Raw genomic sequence first — 22,291 nt, forward strand, 5'->3', positions numbered from 1 at the left:
CGGAGAGTGAATGAAACGTGGGACGCCGATGAATTCCGCAGTCGCGTCCAGGGAGCGCTGGACAGCTTTCTCGAGACCCAGACCGAGCGGTTGGCCCCGCTCGGCGACGAGGTCGAACCGCTGCTGCGCCGGGCGCGTGAGTCGATGTCCGGAGGCAAGCGGCTGAGGGCCGCGTTCTGCTACTGGGGCTTCCACGCGGTCCGTCCCTCCCCTTCCCCCGCGGAGGAGGAGTCGCTCGTGCGGGCGGCCGCCGCGCTCGAGCTCCTCCAGGCCTCGGCGCTCGTCCACGACGACGTCATCGACGACTCCGACACCCGGCGCGGTGCGCCGGCCGCGCACCGCGCGTTCGAGGCTGACCACGCCGCCGCGGGCTGGCCGGGCCGGTCCCGCGCCTACGGCGACGCCGCTGCGGTGCTCCTCGGAGACCTGCTGCTGACCTGGGCCGATGAGCTGCTGCGTACCTCTGGGTTCGGGGGTGCCGAGACCGCCGCCGCGCTGTCGGTCTTCGATCACACCCGCAGCGAGGTCATCGCCGGGCAGTTCCTCGACATCACCGTGCAGGCGCGCGGCGCCGCCGACGTCGAGGCCGCGATGAAGGTGGTGCGCTACAAGGCGGCCAAGTACTCGGTCGAGCGTCCCCTCCACGTCGGCGCCGCCCTGGCCGGAGCCTCGCGCGAGCAGATCGAGGCGCTGTCCGCCTACGGTCTTCCCGTCGGTGAGGCCTTCCAGCTCCGCGACGATCTCCTCGGCGTCTTCGGCGATCCCTCGGTCACCGGGAAGCCCGCCGGCGACGACCTCGTCGAGGGCAAGCGCACCGTCCTCGTCGCCCTCGCCCTGGCGGGCTCGACCCCCGCCGACGCAGACCGCCTCGACAGCGCCCTCGGCCGGCCGCTCAGCGAGGAGCAGGTCGCCGAGCTGCGTACGATCATCACCACCTCCGGCGCCGAGCAGCAGGTCGAGAAGACCATCACGGAGCTCGCCGACCAGGGCCTCACCGCGCTGGACGACGCCAGGTCCGCCGGCACCCTCGACGCAGGCGCCGCCGGCACCCTCCGCTCGCTCGCGACCGCCGCCACCCAGCGCACGGTCTGAGGCCGAGGCGTCAGAGGCGCTCGGCGGGCATCTGGAAGAGGACCTTCTCGGACGGCTCGTCGGAGCCACCCATGGGCTCCATGGTGACCATGAGGTCGCCGTCCTCGACCGGTACGGCGACGGACACCTCCTCGTCGAGGACGCCGGCGGACTCCATGCCGTCGTCGGTGTGCCACCAGACCTGGTAGGTCATCCCCTCGGGGCGCGTGAGGTGGGCGGTGTCCACGGCGACCATGTGCATCTCGTGGGACATCGCGACCATCAGCTCGCCGTCGGAGGTCTCCTCCTTGTGCATCCTGGCGTCGGGGGCCGAGATCACCTGGGCGGCGGTCATCGGCGGCGGGTCGTCCTCGCGTACGACGACTCCGACCGTCACCCCGGCACCGACGATCACCGCAGCCGCCGCGGCGACGACGCCCATGAGCCGGCGTCGGCGGGGACTGCCCGCGGCGACGACGGGCCGCAGCTGCGGAGTCTCCGATGCCGTACGCAGCACCCGGCCGCGCAGCGCCACCGGCGGCGTCGCGGCGACCTCGGCGGCGAGGGAGGCGGTGGCCGCCCGCAGCGAGTCGACCTCCTCGCGGCACTCCGGGCACACCGCCAGGTGAGCCTCGAACTCGGCCCTCTCCCCGGGCACCAGGGCGTCGAGGAGGTAGGCCCCGACCAGTCCGTGCACGTCAGGCGCCATCGCGAGCCCCTCCCGCCTTCGCCTCGGGCTCCGCTTCCGCCAGGCAGTCGCGCAGCCGGATCAGGCCGTCCCGCATCCGCGTCTTCACCGTCGGCAGCGGCCGGCCGAGCAGCTCGGCGACCTCGGGATAGGTGAAGCCCTGGTAGTAGGCCAGCTGGACCGCCTGCGACTGCAGCGGCGTGAGCGACTCCATGCAGCGGCGTACGCCCTCGTGCTCGGCCGCCGTGACCACCGCCTCCTCGGGGCCGGCGACCTCCGCCGGCTCGCGTCGGGCGACCTGCTCCTCCCGGGCACGCGACGCCTGCGAGGAGCGCACCGTGTCGACGGCCCGCCGGTGCGCGATCGTCAGCACCCACGTGCGGACCGAGCCGCGCGAGGGGTCGAACCGAGCGGCCTGGCGCCACACCTCGGTGAACACCTCCTGGGTCACCTCCTCCGCCCGCGAGGGGTCGCGCACCACCCGCCGGGCGACACCGAAGACGAGCGGAGCCATCTCGTCGTAGAGGATCCCGAAGGCGTCCAGGTCGCCACCAGCGACCGCGGTGAGCACCCCCGCCAGGTCAAGGCCCTGGGGGCCCGGCGAATCGCCCACCACCCGCAGCGCTCGGCGCACACGCACCCCTTCCGACGAATGACAGATCTCACCCCGGGTTCGCAGCCGAGAAGTGGGAGGATTGGTCCCATCCGACCACCGATCGGCCACGAACACACAGCATGACATCCCGCACCTTCCTCGGACGTCTCCCGAGCGGTCCCGTCGCGGGCATCGCCGCGGGCGTGCTCGGCCTCGGCGTCGCCGAGCTCATCGCCGCCCTCGCGCGCGGGGCCTCTCCCCTGCTCGCGCTCGGCGACCGGGTCATCGACCTCACCCCGCGCTGGCTCAAGGAGGCTGCGGTCGCCACCTTCGGCACGGCCGACAAGCCGATCCTGCTTGCTTGCGTCGCGCTGGTCACGCTGGTGCTCCTCGGCGTGGCCGGCGCCCTGGCCGTACGCCGCCCCGCGCTCGGCGCGGGCATGCTGCTGCTCCTCGGTGCGGTCGACATCGCCGCTCTCCTGGCCGACCGGGCCGGCAACGGCACCATGGGCATCGTCGCGCTGGTGATCGGGCTGGCGGTCGGCGTCGCGGCGCTGGTCCTGCTGACGCGGCGTCTGCGGGAGTCCGGCGAGACACCCACCGAGGCGGTGGCGCCCGACGGCTTCGACCGGCGCCGGTTCCTCGTCGCCGCGGCGGCGGTGACCGCGGTCGGAGCGGCCGGCGGCGTCGGCGCGAAGGTGGTCATCGCCCGCCGTCGTCCGGCGACGAGGCTGGCCATCCCGGCCGCCGTCTCCCCCGCCGCGCCCCTCCCGGCCGGCGCAGAGCTCCGGATCGACGGGCTGACGCCCCACCTGACCCCCGTCGACGACTTCTACCGCATCGATATCGCCCTGCTCACCCCACGCGTCGACATCGCCGACTACCGGCTCAAGATCCACGGCCTCGTCGACAACCCGGTCGAGCTGACCTACGAGGACCTGCTCGCGATGCCGCTCTACGAGCGCCGGGTCACGATCTGCTGTGTCTCCAACGAGGTCGGCGGCGATCTGATCGGCAACGCGACCTGGACCGGCGTACGCATCCGCGACGTCCTCAAGCGCGCCGGCCTCGACCCCGATGCCGACGCGGTGAAGTCCACCGGTGCCGACGGCATCACCATCGGCACCCCGCTCGAGGCCCTCATCGACGGCCGCGACTCCCTGCTCGCGATCGCCCAGGACGGCGAGCCGTTGACGCAGGACCACGGCTTCCCTGTGCGCATGGTCGTCCCCGGCCTCTACGGCTACGTCTCGGCGACCAAGTGGCTCACCGAGCTCGAGGTCACCCGCTTCGCCGACTTCCGCGCCTACTGGACCGACCGCGGCTGGTCCGCCGAGGGGCCGATCAAGACCCAGTGCCGCATCGACATCCCCGGCGACGACGTCATGCCGGGTCAGCGGACCGTTGCCGGGGTCGCCTGGGCACAACACCGTGGGATCAGCAAGGTCGAGGTACGCATCGACGACGGCCCCTGGCAGCCCGCCACGCTCGCCGCCGAGGACAGCGTCGACACCTGGCGGCAGTGGACCTACCGCTGGGACGCGACCGAGGGCGAGCACCGGATCCAGGCGCGGGCCTTCGACCGCACCGGCACCCCGCAGACCGGCAACGAGGTGCCGCCCGCTCCCGACGGAGCCACCGGCTACCCCACCCGGACCGTCACGGTCGGGTGATCAGCCCAGGTCGGCCAGGTCCGTATCGGGACCGTCGCCACGCAGCAGCACGGTGAACGCCGGACGGTCCTCGGAGATCTCCGCGGCGCGGTCCTTCAGGACCCCGACGATCTTGTCGAAACCGGCGCGGTCGGCATAGGCGGCGCATCCCCAGGTCTCCCACAGCAGCACCGTGGGCGCGGAGAGGTCGCGCAGCGAGTCCCACAGCGCGTCGAGGTTGCGGCCGAAGTGGGCCGGGAAACCGAGCGCGGCGCCGATGGCGCCCAGCACCTCGTCCTTGGTCTCGGCGACGTCCGCGATCTGCTTCAGCGACCAGCCGGCACCGGTCACCGACTCGGCGAGGTCGGCGGCCGCCAGCTCGGTGTGCCAGCGGTAGACGCCGGGATCGATCCTCCCGGCCAGGAGACCTGCCAGTCCACTCATCTGCCCCATCACCCCCGGTCGATCCGTGCGAACGACTCGTAGTGGTCCTCGGTGTAGTAGAACTCCCCACCCTCGCCTGTGACGATACGCCGCGCACCCCGATCGTCGGAGCCGGGCGTCGGCACGGTGTATTCGGCGTAGTAGCCCGAGGGCTCCTCGGGCAGGATCCCCTCGCGGTTGCCGAAGGTGCTGCCGTCCTTGCCCGGGTAGGGGAACGGGCCGCCGTCGTCGATCAGCCGGAGCGTCTCCACTCCTTCGGGCGGCAGGTCGGACTCCGCGATCCAGATCAGACCGCTGTCGGGATCGGTGCCGGTCCGCCCGCCTCCGCCGTCGCCGACTTCGCCCGAGCCGGAACCGGAGCATCCGGCGAGCAGCGCCATCACCGCTGCCAGCAGCAGGGCGGCCAGGGCAGACTTCGACCTCACGACGGTCCTCCGAGACGTACGGACAGGGTCGGCCTAGAGTGCCATGGCCTGGGCCCGGCGCTTGACCTCCGACCCGCGGTTCTCCCGAAGCGCGTCGATCGGGCGGCCGGGGAGGTCGTCGTCGAGGAAGAGCCAGGCGATGATCTCGCGGTCGTCGTAGCCGCCGTCGTGGAGCACGTGCAGCAGCCCGCCCAGGCCCTTGACCGGCAGGCCGTCCTGGATGAACAGGGCCGGGATGTGCTGGCCCTTGATGCCCGGAGGCACCGCCGCCGCGAGCTCGTGCTCGCGGATCATGGTGCGCACCTTCCCCACCGTCACGCCGAGCAACGACGCAGCGGTGGCCCAGTCGATCCACTCCTCCACCAGGACACCCAGATCCTGCTCCGCCAACCGCATCTCGCTCATAACGATCACATTACCGGCCCGGGTAGCCGGGCCGGAAAGTCGTGAGTGGGACCCGCTGGTCCGTACCATTGCCCGGTCCGGAATACTTCTCCAACCGGAGACAGGAGGATCGCGTGGCTAGTGAGGCGGACCCCCGCGAGGGCGTGATCGGGCGCCACGGCGGAGGCTCGGCTACCGCATCCGACCCCCTTCTGGGCAAGGTCCTGGGGATGCGTTACCGGATCGTCGAGAAGGTCGCGAAGGGCGGCATGGCGACGGTATACGTCGCTCACGACATGCGGCTGGACCGCATCGTCGCCGTCAAGGTCATGCACCAGAACCTCGACGAGGAGGGCAACTTCGCCGAGAGGTTCGTCCGCGAGGGCAGGTCGGCCGCGAAGCTGTCTCACCCCAACGTCGTCGCCGTCTACGACCAGGACGAGGACGACGGCGTCGCCTTCCTCGCGATGGAGTACATCGAGGGTCACACCCTGCGCGACACCATCGCCTCGCAGGCGCCGCTGGGCGCGGCGAAGGCGCTGGCTTACATCGAGCCGATCCTGAGCGCGATGAGCGCCGCGCACGCGATCGGGATCGTGCACCGCGACATCAAGCCGGAGAACGTCCTCATCACCACCGGGGCCGCCTCGATCTCGCAGCGGGTCAAGGTCGCCGACTTCGGTCTGGCGCGGGTGATGACCAACAACTCCAACGACGCCACCACCGGCAACCTGGTCGGCACCGTCTCCTATCTCGCGCCCGAGCTGGTCACCGAGTCGAAGTCCGGGCCGCGCACCGACGTCTACGCCGCCGGCGTCGTGCTCTACGAGCTGCTCACCGGCCGCAAGCCCCACAGCGGGCCCTCGCCGGTCGACATCGCCTACAAGCACGTCCACGAGGACGTACCGCCGCCCTCGAAGGCCGCGCCCGGCATCCCGAGATACGTCGACGCCCTGGTCGCCCGTGCGACCGCCCGCGACCCCGAGCTGCGCCCGGCCGACGCGGGTGTCCTCCTGCGGATGGTCACCCGCGTCATGGCCACCTTGTCCGCGGGCATCTTCGACGACCCCGACCTCACCGCCGACCTGGCGCTCCCGACGGCCGGGGAGCCCGAGCGCGGCGGCCGGGCCGGCAACGGCACCGACGCCCCGGCGCGGCCCCACGCCGAGTCCAGCTCCGAGTCGACGGCCGTCCTCCCCCCGCTCGGACTCTCACCCTCCGGTCCGTCAGGTCCCCCGCCGGGCCGGCCCACGGGGCCGCTGGGACCGCCTCCTCCGGGCGTCGGCCTCCCCGCCGGCACGCGGCTCTCGCTGAGCGAGCCCGAGGAGAACGTACGCATCGCCCCGACACCCACGCAGCCCAAGCAGCGCTGGAGCATGCCGGCGACCTGGAAGGGCCCGATCGCGATCAGCGCCGCCGTGGTCGCCGTCGCCCTGGTGGCGACGGGGATGTGGTGGTTCATCGACGGCCGCTACGAGCGGGTGCCCTCGGTGGCCGGTCTGACCAAGGCCGCCGCGACCACGCAGCTGCAGGACGCGGGCTTCGAGGTCTCGGCCAACACCGAGTTCTCCGACACCGTCGAGGAGGGCGTCGTGATCGACTCCGACCCCGGTCGCGACGACAAGGCGCTGCCCGGCTCGACCGTGGAGATCAGCGTGAGCAAGGGCGTCGAGGAATACTCGGTGCCGAAGGTCAAGGGCATGCTCGCCGACGACGCCCAGGACAAGATCCAGGACCTCGGCCTCACCGTCGGCGATCCGATCGAGAAGTTCAACGACAACGTTCCCGAGGGCAACGTCATCAACTCCCAGCCCCGCGCCGGCACGCTGGTGCGGCCCGGCAAGACGGTGGTGCTGGTGATCAGCAAGGGGCCGGCCCCCGTCGACATCGTCGACTGGACGGGCCGCAACGCCGAGCGCGCCAAGAAGTCGCTGGAGGCTGACGGGCTCGACGTCGAGATCCAGGAGGAGGAGAACCAGGAGGCCCGGCCCGGCACCGTGCTCAGCCAGAGCCCCAACTCCGGCACCCTCCCCAAGGGCGAGACGGTGACCCTGGTCGTCGCCAAGGGCCCCGACGCGGTCGCCGTCCCCAACGTCGTCGGCAACGACAAGGACACCGCCAAGCAGACGCTCGAGGCCGCCGGGTTCAAGGTCAAGGAGGAGAAGGACGACTTCTCGCTCGGGTTCAACTACGTGACCCGCCAGGAGCCCGCCGGTGGCGAGGCTCCCTACGGCTCCGAGATCACGATCTGGCTGAACTGACCTTGACCTCACCTCTCTCGGGCTCCGCTTCGGTCCTCCGCAACCCGATCGGCACGCACGTACAGGTCGGCAAGGGCCTCGTCGCCGGTGCCCTCGCCAACACCGATGCCGTCGGCGGCGAGACGCTGCAGATCTTCGTCGGCAACCCGCGTGGCTGGGCCCTGTCGGCCGGCAAGCCGGCCGAGGACAAGGCCTTCCGGGCCGAGCTCGAACGGCGTGGGATGCGCGCCTTCGTCCATGCCCCCTACCTGGTCAACCTCGGCTCGCCGACCCCGGCTACCTACGAGAAGTCGGCCGCCCTGGTCGCCCACAACCTGCGCCGCGCCGCCGACATCGGCGCCGAGGGCGTCGTCATCCACACCGGGTCGTTCGTCTCTCCCGAGGGTGACGCAGAGGAGAAGTACGCCACCGCGATGAAGCAGGTGCGCGAGGCGCTGCTGCCCGTGCTCGAGGAGATCTCCGCCGAGGACGCTCCCTGGCTGCTGCTGGAGCCGACCGCGGGCCAGGGACGGTCGCTGTGCGCGGGCGTGGAGGACCTGTCCGCCTACCTCGAGGCCGTCGACTTCCACCCCAAGGCCGGGATCTGCCTGGACACCTGCCATGTCTTCGCCGCCGGGGCTCCGCTCGACGAGCCCGGTGGCGCCACCGCCTGCGTCGACCGGATCGTCGAGATCGGCGGGGCGGGGCGGCTCCGGCTGATCCATGCCAACGACTCCAAGGACGTACGCGGCAAGAACCTCGACCGCCACGAGCAGATCGGGCGCGGCCACATCGGGACGACGGCTTTCGAGGAGCTCTTCGCCCATCCGGCGACTGCTGGGGTGCCGTTCATCCTGGAGACGCCCGGCTCCCGCGACGCGGAGAACCCCGATATCCCGCTGCTCCGCGATCTGCGGGCTTCGGCGCACCGTCAAGGCGTGTGACCTAGGCTTGGTGACGCACGGGAGTGATCTTCGACGCCATGGGGGTGGCATGACCAGCTGCGCACAGTGTGGACACCGGCTGTCCGGAGAGCCGACGTGTCAGGTGTGTGGTCTCGAGGTAGCCACGGAACCCGACCGAGCAGCCGAGGCTGACTCCATCGATGTAGAGGAAAGGACGCCACCCGTGTCCAGTGCTGAAGCGAAGCCCGAAGCAACGCACGCCGCTGAAGCGGAGCCCGAAGCCATCGATCCCGCTGCGGACGACGACCTCGACGAGCCCAACGAGGCCACCGTGATCCGCAAGCCCGTCGAGTCGACCGCCCCGGAGGCCGTCGAGGACGTGCCCGACGCGGAGCAGACCTCGCTGAGCCTGCCCCGGATCAGCGCCTACGGCGACGAGGACCGACCGGGACCGGCGTCGTCGATCGCCACGACCGACGACGAGCCCGTCGAGCGCACCTCGAGGCGTCAGTCGCCCGACGTCGAGGAGAAGCTCGACACCGACGAGCCCGACGGTTCCACCGCGATCCGTGTGTCGTACGCACCACCGACCGCCCCGCCGCCGTCCACTCCCCCGCCGGCCCACGAGCCGGCAGCAGCGGAGGCGGTGATCCCGGAGCCGGAGCCGAAGCCCATCCCGGACCCCTCGCCCTTCCCGGAGCCCGAGCCCGTGCCGGGGCCCGACCCCGTCCCCGACCCGGAGCCGACGCCCACCCCGATCCCCGAGCCGGGACCCGTCCCCGAGCCCGAGCCGGTCCCTGGCCCCGATCCTGTGCCCGACCCCGAGCCCGAGCCGGTCTCCGAGGCCACGGTGGAGGCGGCGTACCAGCCCTTCGTCCAGCCTTCGGGGATGCTCGTCCAGGAGGCGCGGAACGGTCAGGCCCGCCACTGGGCGCCACCGGAGACGGTGGTGGCGGAGAGCGCGGCCGACCAGCTCTACGAGACCGAGCCTGCCTATGCGACCGGCTACGCCGAGGAGGCCTACGCCGCCGCCGAGGGCGGGGCCGACTGGCAGAACGGCTACGGATATGCCGGCGAGCAGGAGCCGATCGAGCAGGACTTCGGTGACTACGGCGTCCAGCAGGAGTACGTCTCCTCGCTGATGGCCACCGAGCCCGAGGACAACCCGTCGACCTGGATCGTGCTGCTGTGGGTGGGGGCGATCTTCATGATCGTCATGTTCGTGCTCGGCGTCTGGCTGATGACGCTGTAGCGCCTGTATGCCGAGAATCATCGTCGCCGAGATCGACAGCGACGACCAGCGCGCCCTTGCCCTCGACGTCGTCTGGCGGGCGGCCAACGCCGCACGCCGCCGCACCGCCACGGAGGCCCGTGTGCGGCGGGTCCGCGAGAAGCTGGCCGGTGCCGAGCTCGCGCTGCTCGCCCACTACGGCACCCGGCCCGCGGGCATGCTCGTGGCCGAGACCTATCTCGTCGACGGCGTGCCGCTACCCGGCTACGGCCACATCTCGATGGTCTTCGTCGATCCCGCCGTCTGGGGCTCCCACGTCGGCACCGAGATGATCCGCGACCTCCAGGCGCGCGGCTGGGAGGGCCTCAGCGTCTGGACCCGCACCGACAACCGCCGCGCCCAGCGCCTCTACGAGCGCACCGGGTTCACCGACACCGGCAACCGCAGCACGCTCCACGACGGTGAGGAGATCATGCAGCTCGCCTGGGCGCGGGAATGAATACCCGGTTCACCGGTGAAACCTGCACTTCTCAGGTGTTGCAATGCCCGAGAAGTGCAGGAATACCCGGTTAACCGGGTATTCCTGCGACGCATGTGACTAACGATTTCGCAGCATCTCCGCGACCTGAAAGGCCATCTCGAGCGACTGGACGCGGTTGAGGCGGGGGTCGACGACGGACTCGTAGCGGTGCACGAGGCCGGCCTCGTCGAGCTCCTCGCCGCCGCCGATGATCTCGGTGACGTCGTCGCCGGTGTTCTCGACGAGGATGCCGCCCGGGACGGTGCCGAGGGCGTGGTGGACGTCGAAGAAGCCCTGGACCTCATCCAGGACGTCCTCGAAGCGGCGGGTCTTGTAGCCGTTGGAGGTGGAGAAGGTGTTGCCGTGCATCGGGTCGGAGATCCAGGTGACGTTGACGCCCTCGGCGGTGATCTTCTCGACCAGACCGGGCAGCCCCTCGCGCACCTTGTCCGCACCGAAGCGGGTGATGAAGGTGAGCCGGCCCTCCTCGTTCTTCGGGTTGAGCTTGGCGGCCAGCGCGAGCGCGTCATCAGGGGTCGCGGTGGGGCCGAGCTTGCAGCCGATCGGGTTGTTGAGGTGGCGGAAGTACTCCACGTGGGCACCGTCGAGCTGGCGCGTGCGCTCACCGATCCAGACGAAGTGGCCCGAGACGTTGTAGGGCGTCTCGGTGCGCGAGTCGATGCGGGTCATCGCGTGCTCGTACTCGAGCAGCAGCGCCTCGTGGGAGGAGTAGAAGTCGACCCGGTGGAACTCCTCCGGGTCGGCGCCGATGGCCTCCATGAAGGCGATCGCGCGCTCGATCTCGGAGCCCATCGCCTCGTACTTCGCGCCGACGGGCGAGTTGCGGACGAACTCGGAGTTCCAGGTGTGCACCTGACGGAGGTCGGCGTAGCCACCGGTGGTGAAGGCACGCACGAGGTTCAGGGTCGAGGAGGACGCGTGGTAGACGTCCAGCAACCGCTGCGGGTCGGGGATTCGGGACTCGGCGGTGAACTCGAAGCCGTTGACCGCGTCACCGCGGTAGGCCGGCAGGGTGACCCCGTCGCGGGTCTCGGTGTCGGAGGAGCGCGGCTTGGCGTACTGCCCCGCGAGACGACCGATCTTGACGACCGGAACGGAGGCTGCGTACGTCAGGACCACTGCCATCTGCAGCAGCACGCGGAGCTTGTTGCGGGTGTTGTCGGCGGTCGCCTCGGCGAAGACCTCGGCGCAGTCGCCGCCCTGCAGGATGAACGCCTCGCCGCGGCCGGCGGCGGCGATCGAGCTCTTGAGCTGGTCGCACTCCCCCGCAAAGACGAGCGGCGGCTGGTTCCTCAGCTTCTCGACCGCCGCGGCCAGGGCGACCGGGTCGGAATAGGTCGGCTGCTGAAGGGCTCCGATGGCGTGCAGCTGCTCGAGGGAGGGGAAGGCGTCGTTCACGAGCCTCAGGGTACGCGGATCACCCGGTTGTTACGAAGTCATCTCAGACACGGCGGGGCCGGCGTACGTCCTCAGGAGAACGTGCGCCGGCCCCGGTCGGTGTCACCTCGCGACTAGTCGTCCTCGGGGTTGACGTCCATGTGCTCGATGTCGGTGAAGTGGGGCGGCTCGTCGTCCTTGTTGGCGAACTTGTTGATCAGCCAGGTGATCGCCCACAGGATCACACCGATGACCATCAGGCCGCCGGCGATCTCGTAGACGATGCCGTCGCGGTCGACCCACGGGCCGGCCAGGTAGATGCACAGGATCGCGGCGATCGGCGGCAGCCACCTCGGTGCGGTGAAGAACGCCTTGTCGGTGTCGGCGCGGCGGTTGCGGAGCACCACGCAGGCGATGTTGACGATCGCGAAGACGCACAGCAGGAGCAGCGCGGTCGTCGAGCCGAGGTTGGAGACGATGTTGCTGTCCGGGTCGCTGGAGACGTACCAGATCAGCAGCAGGGCCAGCAGGGTGGTGAAGACGATCGCGATGTAGGGCGTGCGACGGCCGGGCAGCACCGCACCCAGCTGCTTGGGCAGCACCCGCTGCTTGGCCATGCCGTAGACCAGCCGGCTGGCCATCAGCATGTTGATCAGCGCCGTGTTGGCGACGGCGAAGACCGCCAGGAACGGGAACACCTTGTCGATCGGGAAGTCGGGAGCACCCTTGCCGACCACCTCGAGCAGGGCCCGGCCCTCGGACTCACGGATCGTCTCGAGCTCACCCGGCGTCAGCACGCTGACCACCGAGATCGCCACCAGGATGTAGAGCAGGGCCGCCGCGCCCAGACCCATCAGCATGGTGCGCGGGAAGATCCGCTCGGGCTCCTTGGTCTCCTCGACCATGTTGACGGCGTCCTCGAACCCGACCATCGCGAAGAAGGCGACCGAGGTCGCCGCGGTGACCGCGAAGACCACGCCCATGTTGTTGTAGTCGTCGAAGGAGATCAGCTCGGCCATGTCGGCCTTGCCCTGGGCGATCACGAAGAAGCCGACGCCGATGACGATGCACAGGGCGACCATCTCGACGAGGGTGAGGATGATGTTGAACTTCACGCTCTCGCCCACGCCACGCAGGTTGATCAGCGCGAGCAGGACCATGAAGCCCAACGCCAGGAGGGTGACGGCGCCCTCGCTGGGCGCGTCCATCCAGCCGTTGATCTCCAGACCACCGAAGAAGTTCTGCGCCAGGGTGTTGGCCGAGGTCGACGCACTCGTGATGCCGGAGCAGGCGACCGCAAAGGTCACCATGAAGGTGAGGAAGTGGAACCCGAACGCCTTGTGCGTGTAGAGCGCGGCGCCGGCCGCGCTGGGATACTTGGTCACCAGCTCCAGGTAGGAGTACGCCGTCATGGTGGCCACGACGAAGGCGAGCAGGAACGGCAGCCACAAGATGCCGCCCACGTAACCGGCCATGGTCCCGGTGACGGCGTAGACGCCGGCTCCCAGGATGTCACCGACGATGAAGAGCAGCAGGAGCCAGGGCCCCATCACTCTCTTCAATTCGGGTGTTTCTTCTTTCGCCAGGGTTGTCATGATGTCCTTCCTGGTCACGTTCGAAACTCAGTTCCGAAATTGGGATGAAGGGATCCCTCAATCAAAGCCCAACCTCGCCGTCAGGTGTACGACAATTCGTCAACACGCCGTAACCGGACGAAATTTCGTGGATAGGGTCGCTGCCATGACCTTCTCCATCGTCGCCAGAGCAGTTGATCCAGGCACCGGGGAGCCCACCTGGGGTGTGGCCGTCGCCTCGAAGTTCCTCGCCGTCGGATCGGCCGTTCCGGCCGCCGTCGCCGGGGTCGGGGCGATCGCGACCCAGGCCGAGGCCAACGTCGCCTACAAGGGTCTCGCGCTCGCCCACCTCGACGAGGGCGCGACCGCCGACGTCGCCCTCGAGAGGCTGCTGGAGGAGGACGAGCGCCGCGACCATCGCCAGGTCGGCATCGTCGACGTGGACGGCAACGCCGTCTCCCACACCGGACCGTCCTGCTTCGACTGGGCGGGCGGCCGCACCGGCGACGGCTACGCGATCCAGGGCAACATCCTGACCGGCCCCGAGGTGGTCGAGGCGATGGAGGCCGCCTGGCTCGCCTCCTCCCCCGACGAGCCGCTGCAGCACCGGCTCCTGGCGGCCCTGGCCGCGGGCGACGAGGCCGGCGGCGACAGCCGCGGCCGGCAGAGCGCGGCCCTCCTGGTCGTGCGCGAGGAGGCCGGCTACGGCGGCAACGACGACATCGCGGCCGACCTCCGCGTCGACGACCACGCGGCGCCGATCACCGAGCTGAAGCGGCTCCTCGACCTCAGCGACTTCTACCTGACCGCGTCGACCGAGGCCGAGAAGGTGCAGGTCACACCGGAGATCGAGGCCGAGGTGGAGACGTACGCCGCGGCGCAGGGCGCCACCGGCTTCCTCGCCTGGGTGGCCACCGAGAACTACGAGATGCGGGTGGCCGAGGATCTCTCCTGGATCGACCGGCGCATCCTCGACATCGTCAGGACCCCGAAGTGAGTTCCATCCTCGCCATCGACGCCGGCACCACCGGCGTCACCGCGCTGATCGTCACCGACAAGGGCGAGGTCGCGGCTCGGGGGTATGAGGAGTTCGACCAGCAGTTCCCCAGGCCGGGCTGGGTCGAGCACGTGCCGGAGGGGATCTGGCAGGCCACCCTCGAGGCGTGCCGTACGGTGCTCGCGGCCCACGGCCGCGACGACCTCGTCGGCATCGGAATCACCAACCAGCGCGAGACGGTCGTGCTCTGGGATCGCGAGACGCTGGGGTCGCCTCGGCGCGCGATCGTGTGGCAGGACCGGCGTACGACGGCGATGTGCTCCGCGATGGCGTCCCACGACGCCCGGGTCCGCGAGCTGACCGGCCTGCGCCTGGACCCCTACTTCACCGCCACCAAGCTGGCCTGGATCCGTGAGAACGAGCCGCACACCTGGACCCACGTGGAGTCGGGTCGCTACGCGATCGGCACCGTCGACTCCTACCTCATCGCCCGGATGACCCGGGGACTGCACCATGTCACCGACGTCTCCAACGCGTCGCGCACGATGCTGTTCGACATCGGCGCCAACGACTGGTCCGACGAGCTGTGCGACCTGTTCGGAGTGCCGCGCGACGCGCTGCCGGAGATCGGACCCAACTGGGGCGAGGGCGTCGTCACCGACCCGCGCTCGTTCCTCGACCTCTCGCTGCCGATCGCCGGCGTGGCCGGTGACCAGCAGGCTGCCCTGTTCGGGCAGGCGGCGTTCGAGGTGGGCGACTCCAAGTGCACCTACGGCACCGGCTCGTTCGTGCTGACCAACACCGGCTCCGAGGCGAAGCGCTCGGACTCCGGGCTCCTCACCTCCCCCGGCTGGATGTCGCCGTCGGGAGAGGTCACCTACGTCCTCGAGGGCTCGATCTTCGTGACCGGGGCCGCGGTGCAGTGGCTGCGTGACGGCCTCCAGATCATCGGCTCGGCCGCGGAGACCGAGGCCCTGGCGAGCACGGTCACCTCGTCCGAGGGCGTCGTGTTCGTACCCGCCCTGACCGGTCTCGGCGCGCCCCACTGGGACCCCGACGCCCGCGGCACGATCATCGGCATCACCCGCGGCACCACCCGAGCCCACATCGTGCGGGCGACCCTGGAGGCGATCACCTTCGAGGTACGCGACGTGATGGCCACCATGCCGACACCGGTCGCCTCGCTCAACGTCGACGGAGGCGCGGCCGCCAACAACCTGCTGTGCCAGCTCCAGGCCGACCAGCTCGGTGTCGACGTCTCCCGGCCACGTCACGTCGAGACCACCGGCCTTGGCGCCGCGTTCCTCGCCGGTCTCGGTGTCGGCGTGTGGTCGTCCTTCGACGAGATCCGCGAGACCTGGGCCCTGGACCGCACCTTCTCCCCCGACGCCTCGCGCCGCGCCGCGGCCGACGAGGCGTACGCCTCGTGGACCAGGGCCGTCGAACGTTCCCGGCAGTGGGCGTGAGTCCTCGTTGACCCGGATCCTGCATCTCTCCGACACCCACGTCTCCGCGAGCGGCGTCGACATGGATGGCGTCGACGCGGTGGCCGCGCTCGAGGCGATCCTGCGCGACGCCCGCCACCTGCCCGGCCTGGATGCGGTCGTGGTCAGCGGTGACATCGCCGACGACGGCTCGGCCGAGGGCTGCCGGGCGGTCCTGGAGCGGGTCGGGGCGTTCGCTGCTGAGCGCGGCATCCCGCACATCTACTCGACCGGCAACCACGACGCCCGCAGACCGTTCCGCGAGGTGCTCGGCAGCGGGCACCGAGACGCCGACGGCAGCGACCGCGGTCGGCTGCTTGCCCCGGAGTCGGACCTGTGCGCGTCGGTCAGCTACCTCGGCGAGCTCCGGGTAGTCACCATCGACAGCCTCGTCCCGGGCCAGACCCACGGCTTCCTGGACGAGCACCAGCTGGCCTGCCTCGCGGCCGAGCTGGCCACCCCGACGCGCGACGGGACGGTCCTGGTGCTCCACCATCCGCCGCTCCACCTGGCCTCCCGCCCGTGGGTCGCCGACGTCGTCCTCCGCAACATCTCCGCCCTGGGCCGCGTGGTGCGCGGCAGCGACGTACGCGCGCTCCTCGCCGGCCACCTCCACTTCCAGGTCAGCGGCTTCCTTGCGGGCATCCCCGTCTGGGTGACCCCCGGCGTCGTCACCCGCATCGACACCACCGCACCCCCACATCTCGTACGCGGCGTGCTCGGTGCCGGCGCCTCCGTCGTCGACCTCGCCGACCCGGCCTCCCCCACCTTCCACGTGATCTCCGCCCGCGACCCGAGGGCGGGTGAGCAGGTCTACCTCTACGACGCCGCCTCCGGCAACGACGCCTTCGAAGAGCTCTGATATCGGTGATCTTCCGGTAAAACCGTTTGTCACCGGCCAGCCGACACATCAACCTGTGCGCCATGACTCTGCTGATGACGGATGGCGTGCCCGCTGGCCTGGACCACCGTGTCCTCCGCCCGCTGAACGCCTATGTACGCGGCCACGCCACCGGCGACCCGGCACACTTCCGCGACGCGTTCCTCCCCTCGGCCCACATCGAAGGCATCCGCGGCGGCGTTTTCGTCTCCTGGCCGCTGGAGGACTACTCCACCCTCTTCACCGGCTCACCCGCTCCGGATGAGAAGGACCGCGTACGCCGCCTCGACTCGGTCGAGGTCCACGGCACCGTCGGCGCTGCGACGATGACCCTCATCCACGGCCCCGACACGTTCACGGACGTCTTCCTGCTCGTGCACGTCGACGGCGCCTGGAAGATCGCGAACAAGGTCTACCACCGCCACGCTCAAGCGGCCGGGTAGTCGAGGAGTAGGTCGCGCAGCACGAACTCGTCTCGGGACAGCGTTGGTGGGTCGGGTGTCCAGGTGTCGGGTGGTGGGGTGGTGTAGGTGTGGCCGGTGGGTGTGATGGTGGTGATGCTGCCGTCGGGGCCGGGTCGGGCTTGCCAGCCGAGGGCTTCTTTGGCTTGGTTGCATCGTTCGCACAACCCCTGCAGATTCTGGGCGCTGGTTTCTCCGCCATCGGCGTGACGCTCGATGTGGTCGATGTTGCGGATCGGGGCGTCACAGCCGTTGGTGCGGCAGATCCCGCTCTCGCGGGTGGTGATGAACTCGGCGAGTCCGTCGGGGGCTTTGCGGGAGCGTGATTCCATCGCAACGAGTTGCCCGGCGGGGTCGGTGAACAGGCGGCGCACGAACACCTCGGCATCGGCCAGCGCCTCCCGCGCCCAGCTGGCGGGGACCGGGCCGTAGCCCTCCACCAACGCGGGCTGGTCGCTGGTGTTGGCGAGTGAGTCGGCGGTCATGACGATCTTGACCTCGATCCGCGGCTTCGCCCCGGTCTCGCGGCCGGTGACGCGGTCGACCAGGGTGTCGGCCATGACCTGACCCCGGGTCCGTTCATCACCGGCGGCACGGGCGGCGTTGGCGGCCTGATCCAAGGCGGCGAACACGGCGACGCCGTCCTTGACCGGGAGCAGGGCGCCGAGCCAGGTCATCGTGTCCGGCGCCGGCCGCAGACCCACCCGGCGGTCTTTCTCGGCGTTGGCGGCGCGAGCGACGACGGAGGCTTGGTCGAGGGTGATGGCGAGCTTCTTGGCGGCGTTCTCGAGCTGTCGCAGCCCCATCGCGACCGCCTTCGCCGACTGCCCGTCCGACCCGATAGCGCAGAGTTCGTGGTCGATGACCCGGCGGTCCTCGCGTGAGAGGCAGGCGGTTTCGCGGGCGAGGATGGTGGCCTGCCACTGCGAGAACAACCCGGCCTTCATCAGGCTGAAGGTGTGGGGCATCTCGGCGAGGAGGATCTTCGCCAGCCCGAGCAGCTTCGCACCCTTGGCTGGTGAGACCCGCCGCGCCAGCGCAACCTGCGAGGCCACCCCTTCGCCGAGCTTCCGGGCAGGAACCCCGGCCTGGGCCTGTCGTGCCCGAACAGCTTCCTCCAGACGTACCGAAGCCTCTGCCTGGACCGCCTCGGCGCGGCACTTCACCGCTTCGAGACGAGTTATCCAGTCGACCAGCTCACCCTCGGGCGCACCCGGTGGTGGCCCGTCGAGGAGGCGGTCGAGGGTCTCGTACATAGTGCTTATTATATGCTATCGAGCAGCATAGTGCCACCTATTTTTGCTGGTCAGCAGCCAGTTAAGCAGTCTGCGAACAAGTCACGTGAGTGCTGCGCCACACCCTCGCCGCCGCCCCGATACAGGCGAAATCTTTCTCGATCGGGTGCCGGGTCAAGGATGGCCGAAGGCCACCGCGAAGCGGCGGGCGAAGCCCGTCCTTGACGCGGCGCGCGATCGAGAAACACTAGAGAACGGGTCGGCGGCGAACCCTGAATCGAAGAAGCAGTCGCTAAGCGAGGTTTCCTCAAGGGGTGGTCTCGACAAGCTCGACCACCGGTGCTCGACCACCGGCGTACCGGGTCTCGACACGCCTCCGCCCACCAGCTCCGACGGCGCACCCGAAGCCGAGCGGGACCCCGGCCGCAAACCCCCGACCAAGGCCCCGCCCATTCAAGATCAGACCGCAGTACAGCTAGCAGTCGGCGTCGAGGTGTTCCCGCCCGAGTAGAGCGTGATCCCGAACTGGTTACCGTTGCCGTTCGGCGTGGCGGTAAGAGTCCCCGAGGTCCCCGAGACGGTGGCGTTCCACGAGTTCTGCAGACTCTGCCCCGACCCGGTGCTGATCCTGACGACCCAGTTGTTGGTGCCACTGACCGCGAAGACCGTGTTGAACCGGTCGCCCCACGACTCGGTCCGGGTGACGGTCACCGCGCAGCTTCCCTGCGGCGGCGTGGTCCCACCATCGGCAGTGTTGAGCTGGTCGAGGACGTAGCCGTAGGCGAGCTTCTTGTTGCCGGACCCGTCGAAGAGCAGCGGGGTGTCCGAGGCGCGCCACGAGTCGGTGTCGCGTACGCCCCAGACCGTGATGCCCGTGCAGCGGGTGACCGCCATGCAGGCCTGGGTGACGCCACGGAACTGCTCGGCCTGCGAGGTGCCGGAGCCGGCGATGTCGAGCTCGGTGATCTGTACGTCGACGCCCAGGTCGGCGAAGTTCTGCAGCGTGACGTGGTAGTTGCTTGGCACCGGGTTGCCGGAGTTGAAGTGGGCCTGGAAGCCGACGCAGTCGATGGGTACGCCGCGCGACTTGAAGTCGCGGACCATGTTGTAGACGGCCTGCGTCTTCGCGTGGCTCCAGTTGTCGGTGTTGTAGTCGTTGTAGCAGAGCTTCGCGTTGGGGTCGGCGGAGCGGGCAGCACGGAAGGCGGCCTCGATCCAGTCGTTGCCGGTGCGCTGCAGGTTGGAGTTGCGGCGGGCCCCCGAGGAGCCGTCCTCGAAGGCCTCGTTCACGACGTCCCAGGCGTAGATCTTGCCCCGGTAGTGGCCCGCGACACCGGCGATGTGGTTGAGCATCGCGTTGCGAAGCGAGCTGCCCTCCATGTTCTGCATCCAGCCCGGCTGCTGGGAGTGCCAGGCCAGCGCGTGCCCACGGACTCGCTTGCCGTTCTGGAGGGCCCAGTTGGCGATCTGGTCTCCCGAGGAGAAGCTGAACTGGTTCTGCGACGGCTCGGTCGCGTCCATCTTCATCTCGTTCTCGGCGGTGATCATGTTGAATTCGCGGTTCGCGATGGTCGTGTACTGCGAATCCGACATCCGGCTGGCCGCGATGGCGGTGCCGAAGTAGCGGCCGGACTCGGCAGCAGCGGCCTGCAGGGTGGAGCCGTCGGCCTGGGCCGGAGCGGCCGCAGAGACGACAGCGATGCCACTGGCGATCAGCATGGCGGCGACGGCGGCTCCTCGGGCCATCCGGGCACGCACGGGTCTAACTCGAACTCGGGTCATCATCGATCCTGTTCTCTCGATTGAACGGCGGTCGGTGGTACCTCAGAGCTCGCGCGAACTCGGTCGAAAACGTTATCGACATCGTTTTACAGCGTCAATAGATTGAAGCCGATTTGCGTGACATTCCTCACACAGGAATCCTGTCGGCACAAAACCCCTACGACCCGCAGGCGCCGACATGACAGGCTCACCCGCGTGCCCTTCACCCACCGCAGAGCGACACCGGACGACGTTCCCGCCCTGACCGCGATCATGGACACCTCGATCGCGGAGCTCCAGAAGGCGTTCCTGAGCGAGGCCCAGATCGCGTCGAGCAGGATGGTGATGGGTATCGACACCCAGCTGATCGAGGACGGCACCTACTTCGTGGTCGAGGAGGGCGACGAGATCGCCGGCTGCGGCGGCTGGAGCAGGAGGGCGACGCTCTACGGCGGCGACCACACCCCCGGCCGCGAGCCGGCGCTCCTGGATCCCGCGACCGACCCGGCCAGGGTGCGAGCGATGTACACCAACCCCGCCTTCGCCCGACGCGGCGTCGGCCGGCTCATCCTCGACCTGTGCGAGCGCGCGGCGGCAGCGGAGGGCTTCACCACCCTCGAGCTGATGGGCACCCTGTCGGGCGAGCCTCTCTACCAGGCGTACGGCTTCCGAGCCGTCGAACGGATCGAGGACGACCGCGGCGGTGCTCCAGTCCCGCTGGTCCGGATGCGGAAAGCCGTCACCGTCTGACTCTCAACGCGCGAACGAGAAGAGCCGCTCCGGCAGAGTCCCTGCCGAAGCATCTGCAGAGCGTCGATGGACTCCGACTCGGAACCCGGCGTCGTCAGGGCGTACGAGCGACTCCGCGATGAACCCGTGACGAGCGAAGATCTCTCGGACGAGGTCTGCCGGATCCCCTGCGAACGCGCTCAACTCGTCGTCTCCGAGGTGGGCGCCGCGTGTCCAGATCACAGCACCCCCGGGCGCCACGAGAGCGGGCAGTGCGCTGATCGTCGTCTCGAGGTCGGAGTCGGTGATGTTGCCGAAGACGCCGCAGGCCAGGAAGACATCAGCCGGCGGCAACCCGGCCAACACGCTCGCAAGCCCGGCGTCGGCGGTGCGCACCTCCACACGGTCCAGACCCAGCGCCGCAGCATCGGCCCGCGCACGCTCGGCGAGTTCCGCGTCGAGGTCGACGAGAACGGCGTGGACGTCGCCGTCCGCCGATGCCAGGACCGGCAGCAGATCGCGGCCGTCGCCGGCGCAGATGCTGACCACATACGTGCGTGCACCACCACGGTCTGCGAGCAGACGCTCAATCTCGTTGCGCACGTTCTCGAGGCGCCGTACGAGGCTGGACCCCGGGTCCTCGTAGCGCTCGTGCCACTGCTGCCAGTCGGTGCTCACGGCCCGGGAGTCTGCCATGCCTACCCGCCGAGCCGCTCCACCTCTTCGGCCGCCGAGTCCCGGGCGGCGGCCGCGTCCGAGACCGCGGTCTCGGCGGAGTCACGTGCGTCCTCCGCCTCGGTGAGCTCGTCCTCGACCTCGAGCGCCGTCTCCTCCAGATCGGCCAGCCGGCGGCGGAGCTCCTCGATCTCGGACTTCACCTGGAGCGAACGCGCCTCGACGTCCTTGAACGCCGAGACGGCCTTGTCCCGTTGAGCCTCGGCACCGGACAGCGCCGACTCCGCCTCCTCGAGCGCCTCTCGAGCCTCGTCGAGCGCCGCCGTGTCGGGCAGGTCCGGGACCGCCCGCAGCGGCTCGGGAGGCGGCGGGACGACCTCGGGGACCTCGAAGCCCAACGCGTCCGGCAGGGCGACGACGGACGCCGCGTCCACGGCGTCGACGCCGGTGGCCGACAGCGCGGAGACGAGCAGGCCGCTGCGTACGGCCCGGGCGGCGGACTCGTCGATCATCGCCGCGGTCAGCGTCGCCTCGACCTGGGTCGCCACCGCCTCGGTCACCCGCAGACCGTGCTCGCGCGCGAGGCCGCGGGCGCGGGTCGTCACCGCCGCGGTCAGCTGTCGCCGCTGCTTGGTGAGCTCGCGCAGCTGGGCGGCGTCCATCCCGGTCTGCGCCTCGCGCAGCAGCGCACCGACCGAGATCACCTGTTCCACCTGCTCGGTCTCGTAGCGCACGAGCAGGTTGACCACCCATGCCGCGGTCGAGGGCTTCTTGAGCGCCTTGACCGGCCCCGCGAGCGGCGTGCCCTTCAGCCCCTTGGCGCGGGCGTCGCGCTCGGGGGTGAAGTCGCCCAGCGGCAGCCCGTAGAGCTCGGCCGCGATGTCGAGCAGGTCGGGAGCAGGTGCGTCGTCGCTCATGTCCGCCATCTCAGCACGTCGCCGA

22 protein-coding genes are annotated in these 22,291 nt (G+C 70.0%); 11 read left to right on the forward strand and 11 right to left on the reverse strand.

Translation table 11 applies throughout. The features are described 5' to 3' along the window. Nucleotides 1-6: 6 nt before the first annotated feature. Complete coding sequence (locus OG984_RS10680; RefSeq protein ID WP_328531563.1) at nt 7-1,092, forward strand: polyprenyl synthetase family protein; 1,086 nt, start codon at nt 7-9, stop codon at nt 1,090-1,092. A 10-nt stretch (nt 1,093-1,102) separates the two neighbouring features. Here the strand turns inward: OG984_RS10680 and OG984_RS10685 are convergent, their stop codons facing one another. Together OG984_RS10685 and sigK are read right to left on the reverse strand one after the other, a co-directional pair. Continuing rightward, the gene (locus OG984_RS10685; RefSeq protein WP_328531564.1) at nt 1,103-1,780 is read right to left on the reverse strand and encodes an anti-sigma factor; all 678 of its coding nucleotides are present in this window, start codon (nt 1,778-1,780) and stop codon (nt 1,103-1,105) included. Then, nucleotides 1,770-2,393 (reverse strand): ECF RNA polymerase sigma factor SigK, encoded by a 624-nt coding sequence (gene sigK, locus OG984_RS10690; RefSeq protein ID WP_328531565.1) that lies wholly within the window; start codon nt 2,391-2,393, stop codon nt 1,770-1,772. The genes OG984_RS10685 and sigK overlap by 11 nt, the downstream gene beginning before the upstream one ends. Before the next feature lie 101 nt (nt 2,394-2,494). Here sigK and OG984_RS10695 point away from each other — a divergent pair, with 101 nt between their 5' ends. Next, the gene (locus OG984_RS10695) at nt 2,495-4,027 is read left to right on the forward strand and encodes a molybdopterin-dependent oxidoreductase (RefSeq protein WP_328531566.1); all 1,533 of its coding nucleotides are present in this window, start codon (nt 2,495-2,497) and stop codon (nt 4,025-4,027) included. Here OG984_RS10695 and OG984_RS10700 read toward each other — a convergent pair whose 3' ends face one another. The 3 genes from OG984_RS10700 to OG984_RS10710 are packed head-to-tail and all read right to left on the reverse strand — an operon-like array spanning nt 4,028 to nt 5,280. After that, a complete protein-coding gene (locus tag OG984_RS10700) occupies nt 4,028-4,450 on the reverse strand; it encodes a barstar family protein (protein ID WP_328531567.1) in 423 nt (140 codons plus the stop codon). It abuts the gene before it with no gap. An 8-nt stretch (nt 4,451-4,458) separates the two neighbouring features. Beyond that, nucleotides 4,459-4,875 carry a ribonuclease domain-containing protein gene (locus OG984_RS10705; protein ID WP_328531568.1) on the reverse strand — a complete coding sequence of 139 codons (417 nt, stop codon included), beginning with the start codon at nt 4,873-4,875 and terminating at the stop codon, nt 4,459-4,461. A 33-nt stretch (nt 4,876-4,908) separates the two neighbouring features. Further along, complete coding sequence (locus OG984_RS10710; protein WP_008363073.1) at nt 4,909-5,280, reverse strand: Rv2175c family DNA-binding protein; 372 nt, start codon at nt 5,278-5,280, stop codon at nt 4,909-4,911. A 113-nt stretch (nt 5,281-5,393) separates the two neighbouring features. Here OG984_RS10710 and pknB point away from each other — a divergent pair, with 113 nt between their 5' ends. From pknB to OG984_RS10730, 4 genes are all read left to right on the forward strand, one after another. Beyond that, a complete protein-coding gene (gene pknB, locus OG984_RS10715) occupies nt 5,394-7,520 on the forward strand; it encodes a Stk1 family PASTA domain-containing Ser/Thr kinase (RefSeq protein WP_328531569.1) in 2,127 nt (708 codons plus the stop codon). A 2-nt stretch (nt 7,521-7,522) separates the two neighbouring features. After that, nucleotides 7,523-8,443 carry a deoxyribonuclease IV gene (locus OG984_RS10720; RefSeq protein WP_328531570.1) on the forward strand — a complete coding sequence of 307 codons (921 nt, stop codon included), beginning with the start codon at nt 7,523-7,525 and terminating at the stop codon, nt 8,441-8,443. Nucleotides 8,444-8,627: 184 nt separating this feature from the next. After that, nucleotides 8,628-9,656 (forward strand): hypothetical protein, encoded by a 1,029-nt coding sequence (locus OG984_RS10725; RefSeq protein WP_328531571.1) that lies wholly within the window; start codon nt 8,628-8,630, stop codon nt 9,654-9,656. 7 nt (nt 9,657-9,663) lie between these two features. Further along, the gene (locus OG984_RS10730; protein ID WP_328531572.1) at nt 9,664-10,134 is read left to right on the forward strand and encodes a GNAT family N-acetyltransferase; all 471 of its coding nucleotides are present in this window, start codon (nt 9,664-9,666) and stop codon (nt 10,132-10,134) included. A gap of 99 nt (nt 10,135-10,233) precedes the next feature. Here OG984_RS10730 and OG984_RS10735 read toward each other — a convergent pair whose 3' ends face one another. Both OG984_RS10735 and OG984_RS10740 read right to left on the reverse strand, forming a co-directional pair. After that, nucleotides 10,234-11,574, reverse strand: coding sequence for a class II 3-deoxy-7-phosphoheptulonate synthase (locus OG984_RS10735; protein WP_328531573.1), 1,341 nt, complete (start codon nt 11,572-11,574; stop codon nt 10,234-10,236). A gap of 113 nt (nt 11,575-11,687) precedes the next feature. Beyond that, nucleotides 11,688-13,103 carry an APC family permease gene (locus OG984_RS10740; RefSeq protein ID WP_328531574.1) on the reverse strand — a complete coding sequence of 472 codons (1,416 nt, stop codon included), beginning with the start codon at nt 13,101-13,103 and terminating at the stop codon, nt 11,688-11,690. 190 nt (nt 13,104-13,293) lie between these two features. On the opposite strand from OG984_RS10740, the gene OG984_RS10745 reads away from it, so the two are divergent. The 4 genes from OG984_RS10745 to OG984_RS10760 all read left to right on the forward strand — a co-directional run bounded on the left by OG984_RS10745 (nt 13,294) and on the right by OG984_RS10760 (nt 16,931). Next, the gene (locus OG984_RS10745; protein WP_328531575.1) at nt 13,294-14,124 is read left to right on the forward strand and encodes a DUF1028 domain-containing protein; all 831 of its coding nucleotides are present in this window, start codon (nt 13,294-13,296) and stop codon (nt 14,122-14,124) included. Further along, nucleotides 14,121-15,590 carry an FGGY family carbohydrate kinase gene (locus tag OG984_RS10750; RefSeq protein ID WP_328531576.1) on the forward strand — a complete coding sequence of 490 codons (1,470 nt, stop codon included), beginning with the start codon at nt 14,121-14,123 and terminating at the stop codon, nt 15,588-15,590. Before OG984_RS10745 ends, OG984_RS10750 begins: the two co-directional genes overlap by 4 nt. Before the next feature lie 7 nt (nt 15,591-15,597). After that, a complete protein-coding gene (locus tag OG984_RS10755) occupies nt 15,598-16,470 on the forward strand; it encodes a metallophosphoesterase (RefSeq protein WP_328531577.1) in 873 nt (290 codons plus the stop codon). Nucleotides 16,471-16,532: 62 nt separating this feature from the next. Next, entirely contained in the window at nt 16,533-16,931 is a 399-nt protein-coding gene (locus tag OG984_RS10760; RefSeq protein ID WP_328531578.1) for a nuclear transport factor 2 family protein, read from the forward strand. Here OG984_RS10760 and OG984_RS10765 read toward each other — a convergent pair. Both OG984_RS10765 and OG984_RS10770 read right to left on the reverse strand, forming a co-directional pair. Further along, nucleotides 16,916-18,205: an HNH endonuclease gene (locus OG984_RS10765; RefSeq protein WP_328531579.1), complete on the reverse strand. Its 1,290-nt coding sequence runs from the start codon at nt 18,203-18,205 to the stop codon at nt 16,916-16,918. The genes OG984_RS10760 and OG984_RS10765 overlap by 16 nt on opposite strands. Before the next feature lie 438 nt (nt 18,206-18,643). After that, entirely contained in the window at nt 18,644-19,942 is a 1,299-nt protein-coding gene (locus OG984_RS10770; RefSeq protein ID WP_328531580.1) for an endo-1,4-beta-xylanase, read from the reverse strand. A gap of 219 nt (nt 19,943-20,161) precedes the next feature. Here OG984_RS10770 and OG984_RS10775 point away from each other — a divergent pair, with 219 nt between their 5' ends. After that, entirely contained in the window at nt 20,162-20,695 is a 534-nt protein-coding gene (locus OG984_RS10775; protein WP_328531581.1) for a GNAT family N-acetyltransferase, read from the forward strand. Nucleotides 20,696-20,698: 3 nt separating this feature from the next. Here the strand turns inward: OG984_RS10775 and OG984_RS10780 are convergent, their stop codons facing one another. Both OG984_RS10780 and OG984_RS10785 read right to left on the reverse strand, forming a co-directional pair. Further along, nucleotides 20,699-21,352, reverse strand: coding sequence for a class I SAM-dependent methyltransferase (locus OG984_RS10780; protein WP_328531582.1), 654 nt, complete (start codon nt 21,350-21,352; stop codon nt 20,699-20,701). Between the two features lie 20 nt (nt 21,353-21,372). Next, nucleotides 21,373-22,266: a hypothetical protein gene (locus OG984_RS10785; RefSeq protein ID WP_328531583.1), complete on the reverse strand. Its 894-nt coding sequence runs from the start codon at nt 22,264-22,266 to the stop codon at nt 21,373-21,375. Nucleotides 22,267-22,291: the final 25 nt, after the last annotated feature.

This window comes from Nocardioides sp. NBC_00368 (genome assembly GCF_036090055.1).
Lineage (GTDB): Bacteria > Actinomycetota > Actinomycetes > Propionibacteriales > Nocardioidaceae > Nocardioides.

Coding starts and splice junctions, on each gene's coding strand:
- OG984_RS10685 (WP_328531564.1), bottom strand. CDS start 1,780: ATGGCGCCTGACGTGCACGGACTGGTCGGGGCCTACCTCCTCGACGCC.
- OG984_RS10695 (WP_328531566.1), top strand. CDS start 2,495: ATGACATCCCGCACCTTCCTCGGACGTCTCCCGAGCGGTCCCGTCGCG.
- OG984_RS10700 (WP_328531567.1), bottom strand. CDS start 4,450: ATGAGTGGACTGGCAGGTCTCCTGGCCGGGAGGATCGATCCCGGCGTC.
- OG984_RS10710 (WP_008363073.1), bottom strand. CDS start 5,280: ATGAGCGAGATGCGGTTGGCGGAGCAGGATCTGGGTGTCCTGGTGGAG.
- OG984_RS10730 (WP_328531572.1), top strand. CDS start 9,664: ATGCCGAGAATCATCGTCGCCGAGATCGACAGCGACGACCAGCGCGCC.
- OG984_RS10740 (WP_328531574.1), bottom strand. CDS start 13,103: ATGGGGCCCTGGCTCCTGCTGCTCTTCATCGTCGGTGACATCCTGGGA.
- OG984_RS10745 (WP_328531575.1), top strand. CDS start 13,294: ATGACCTTCTCCATCGTCGCCAGAGCAGTTGATCCAGGCACCGGGGAG.
- OG984_RS10760 (WP_328531578.1), top strand. CDS start 16,533: ATGACTCTGCTGATGACGGATGGCGTGCCCGCTGGCCTGGACCACCGT.
- OG984_RS10765 (WP_328531579.1), bottom strand. CDS start 18,205: ATGTACGAGACCCTCGACCGCCTCCTCGACGGGCCACCACCGGGTGCG.
- OG984_RS10785 (WP_328531583.1), bottom strand. CDS start 22,266: ATGAGCGACGACGCACCTGCTCCCGACCTGCTCGACATCGCGGCCGAG.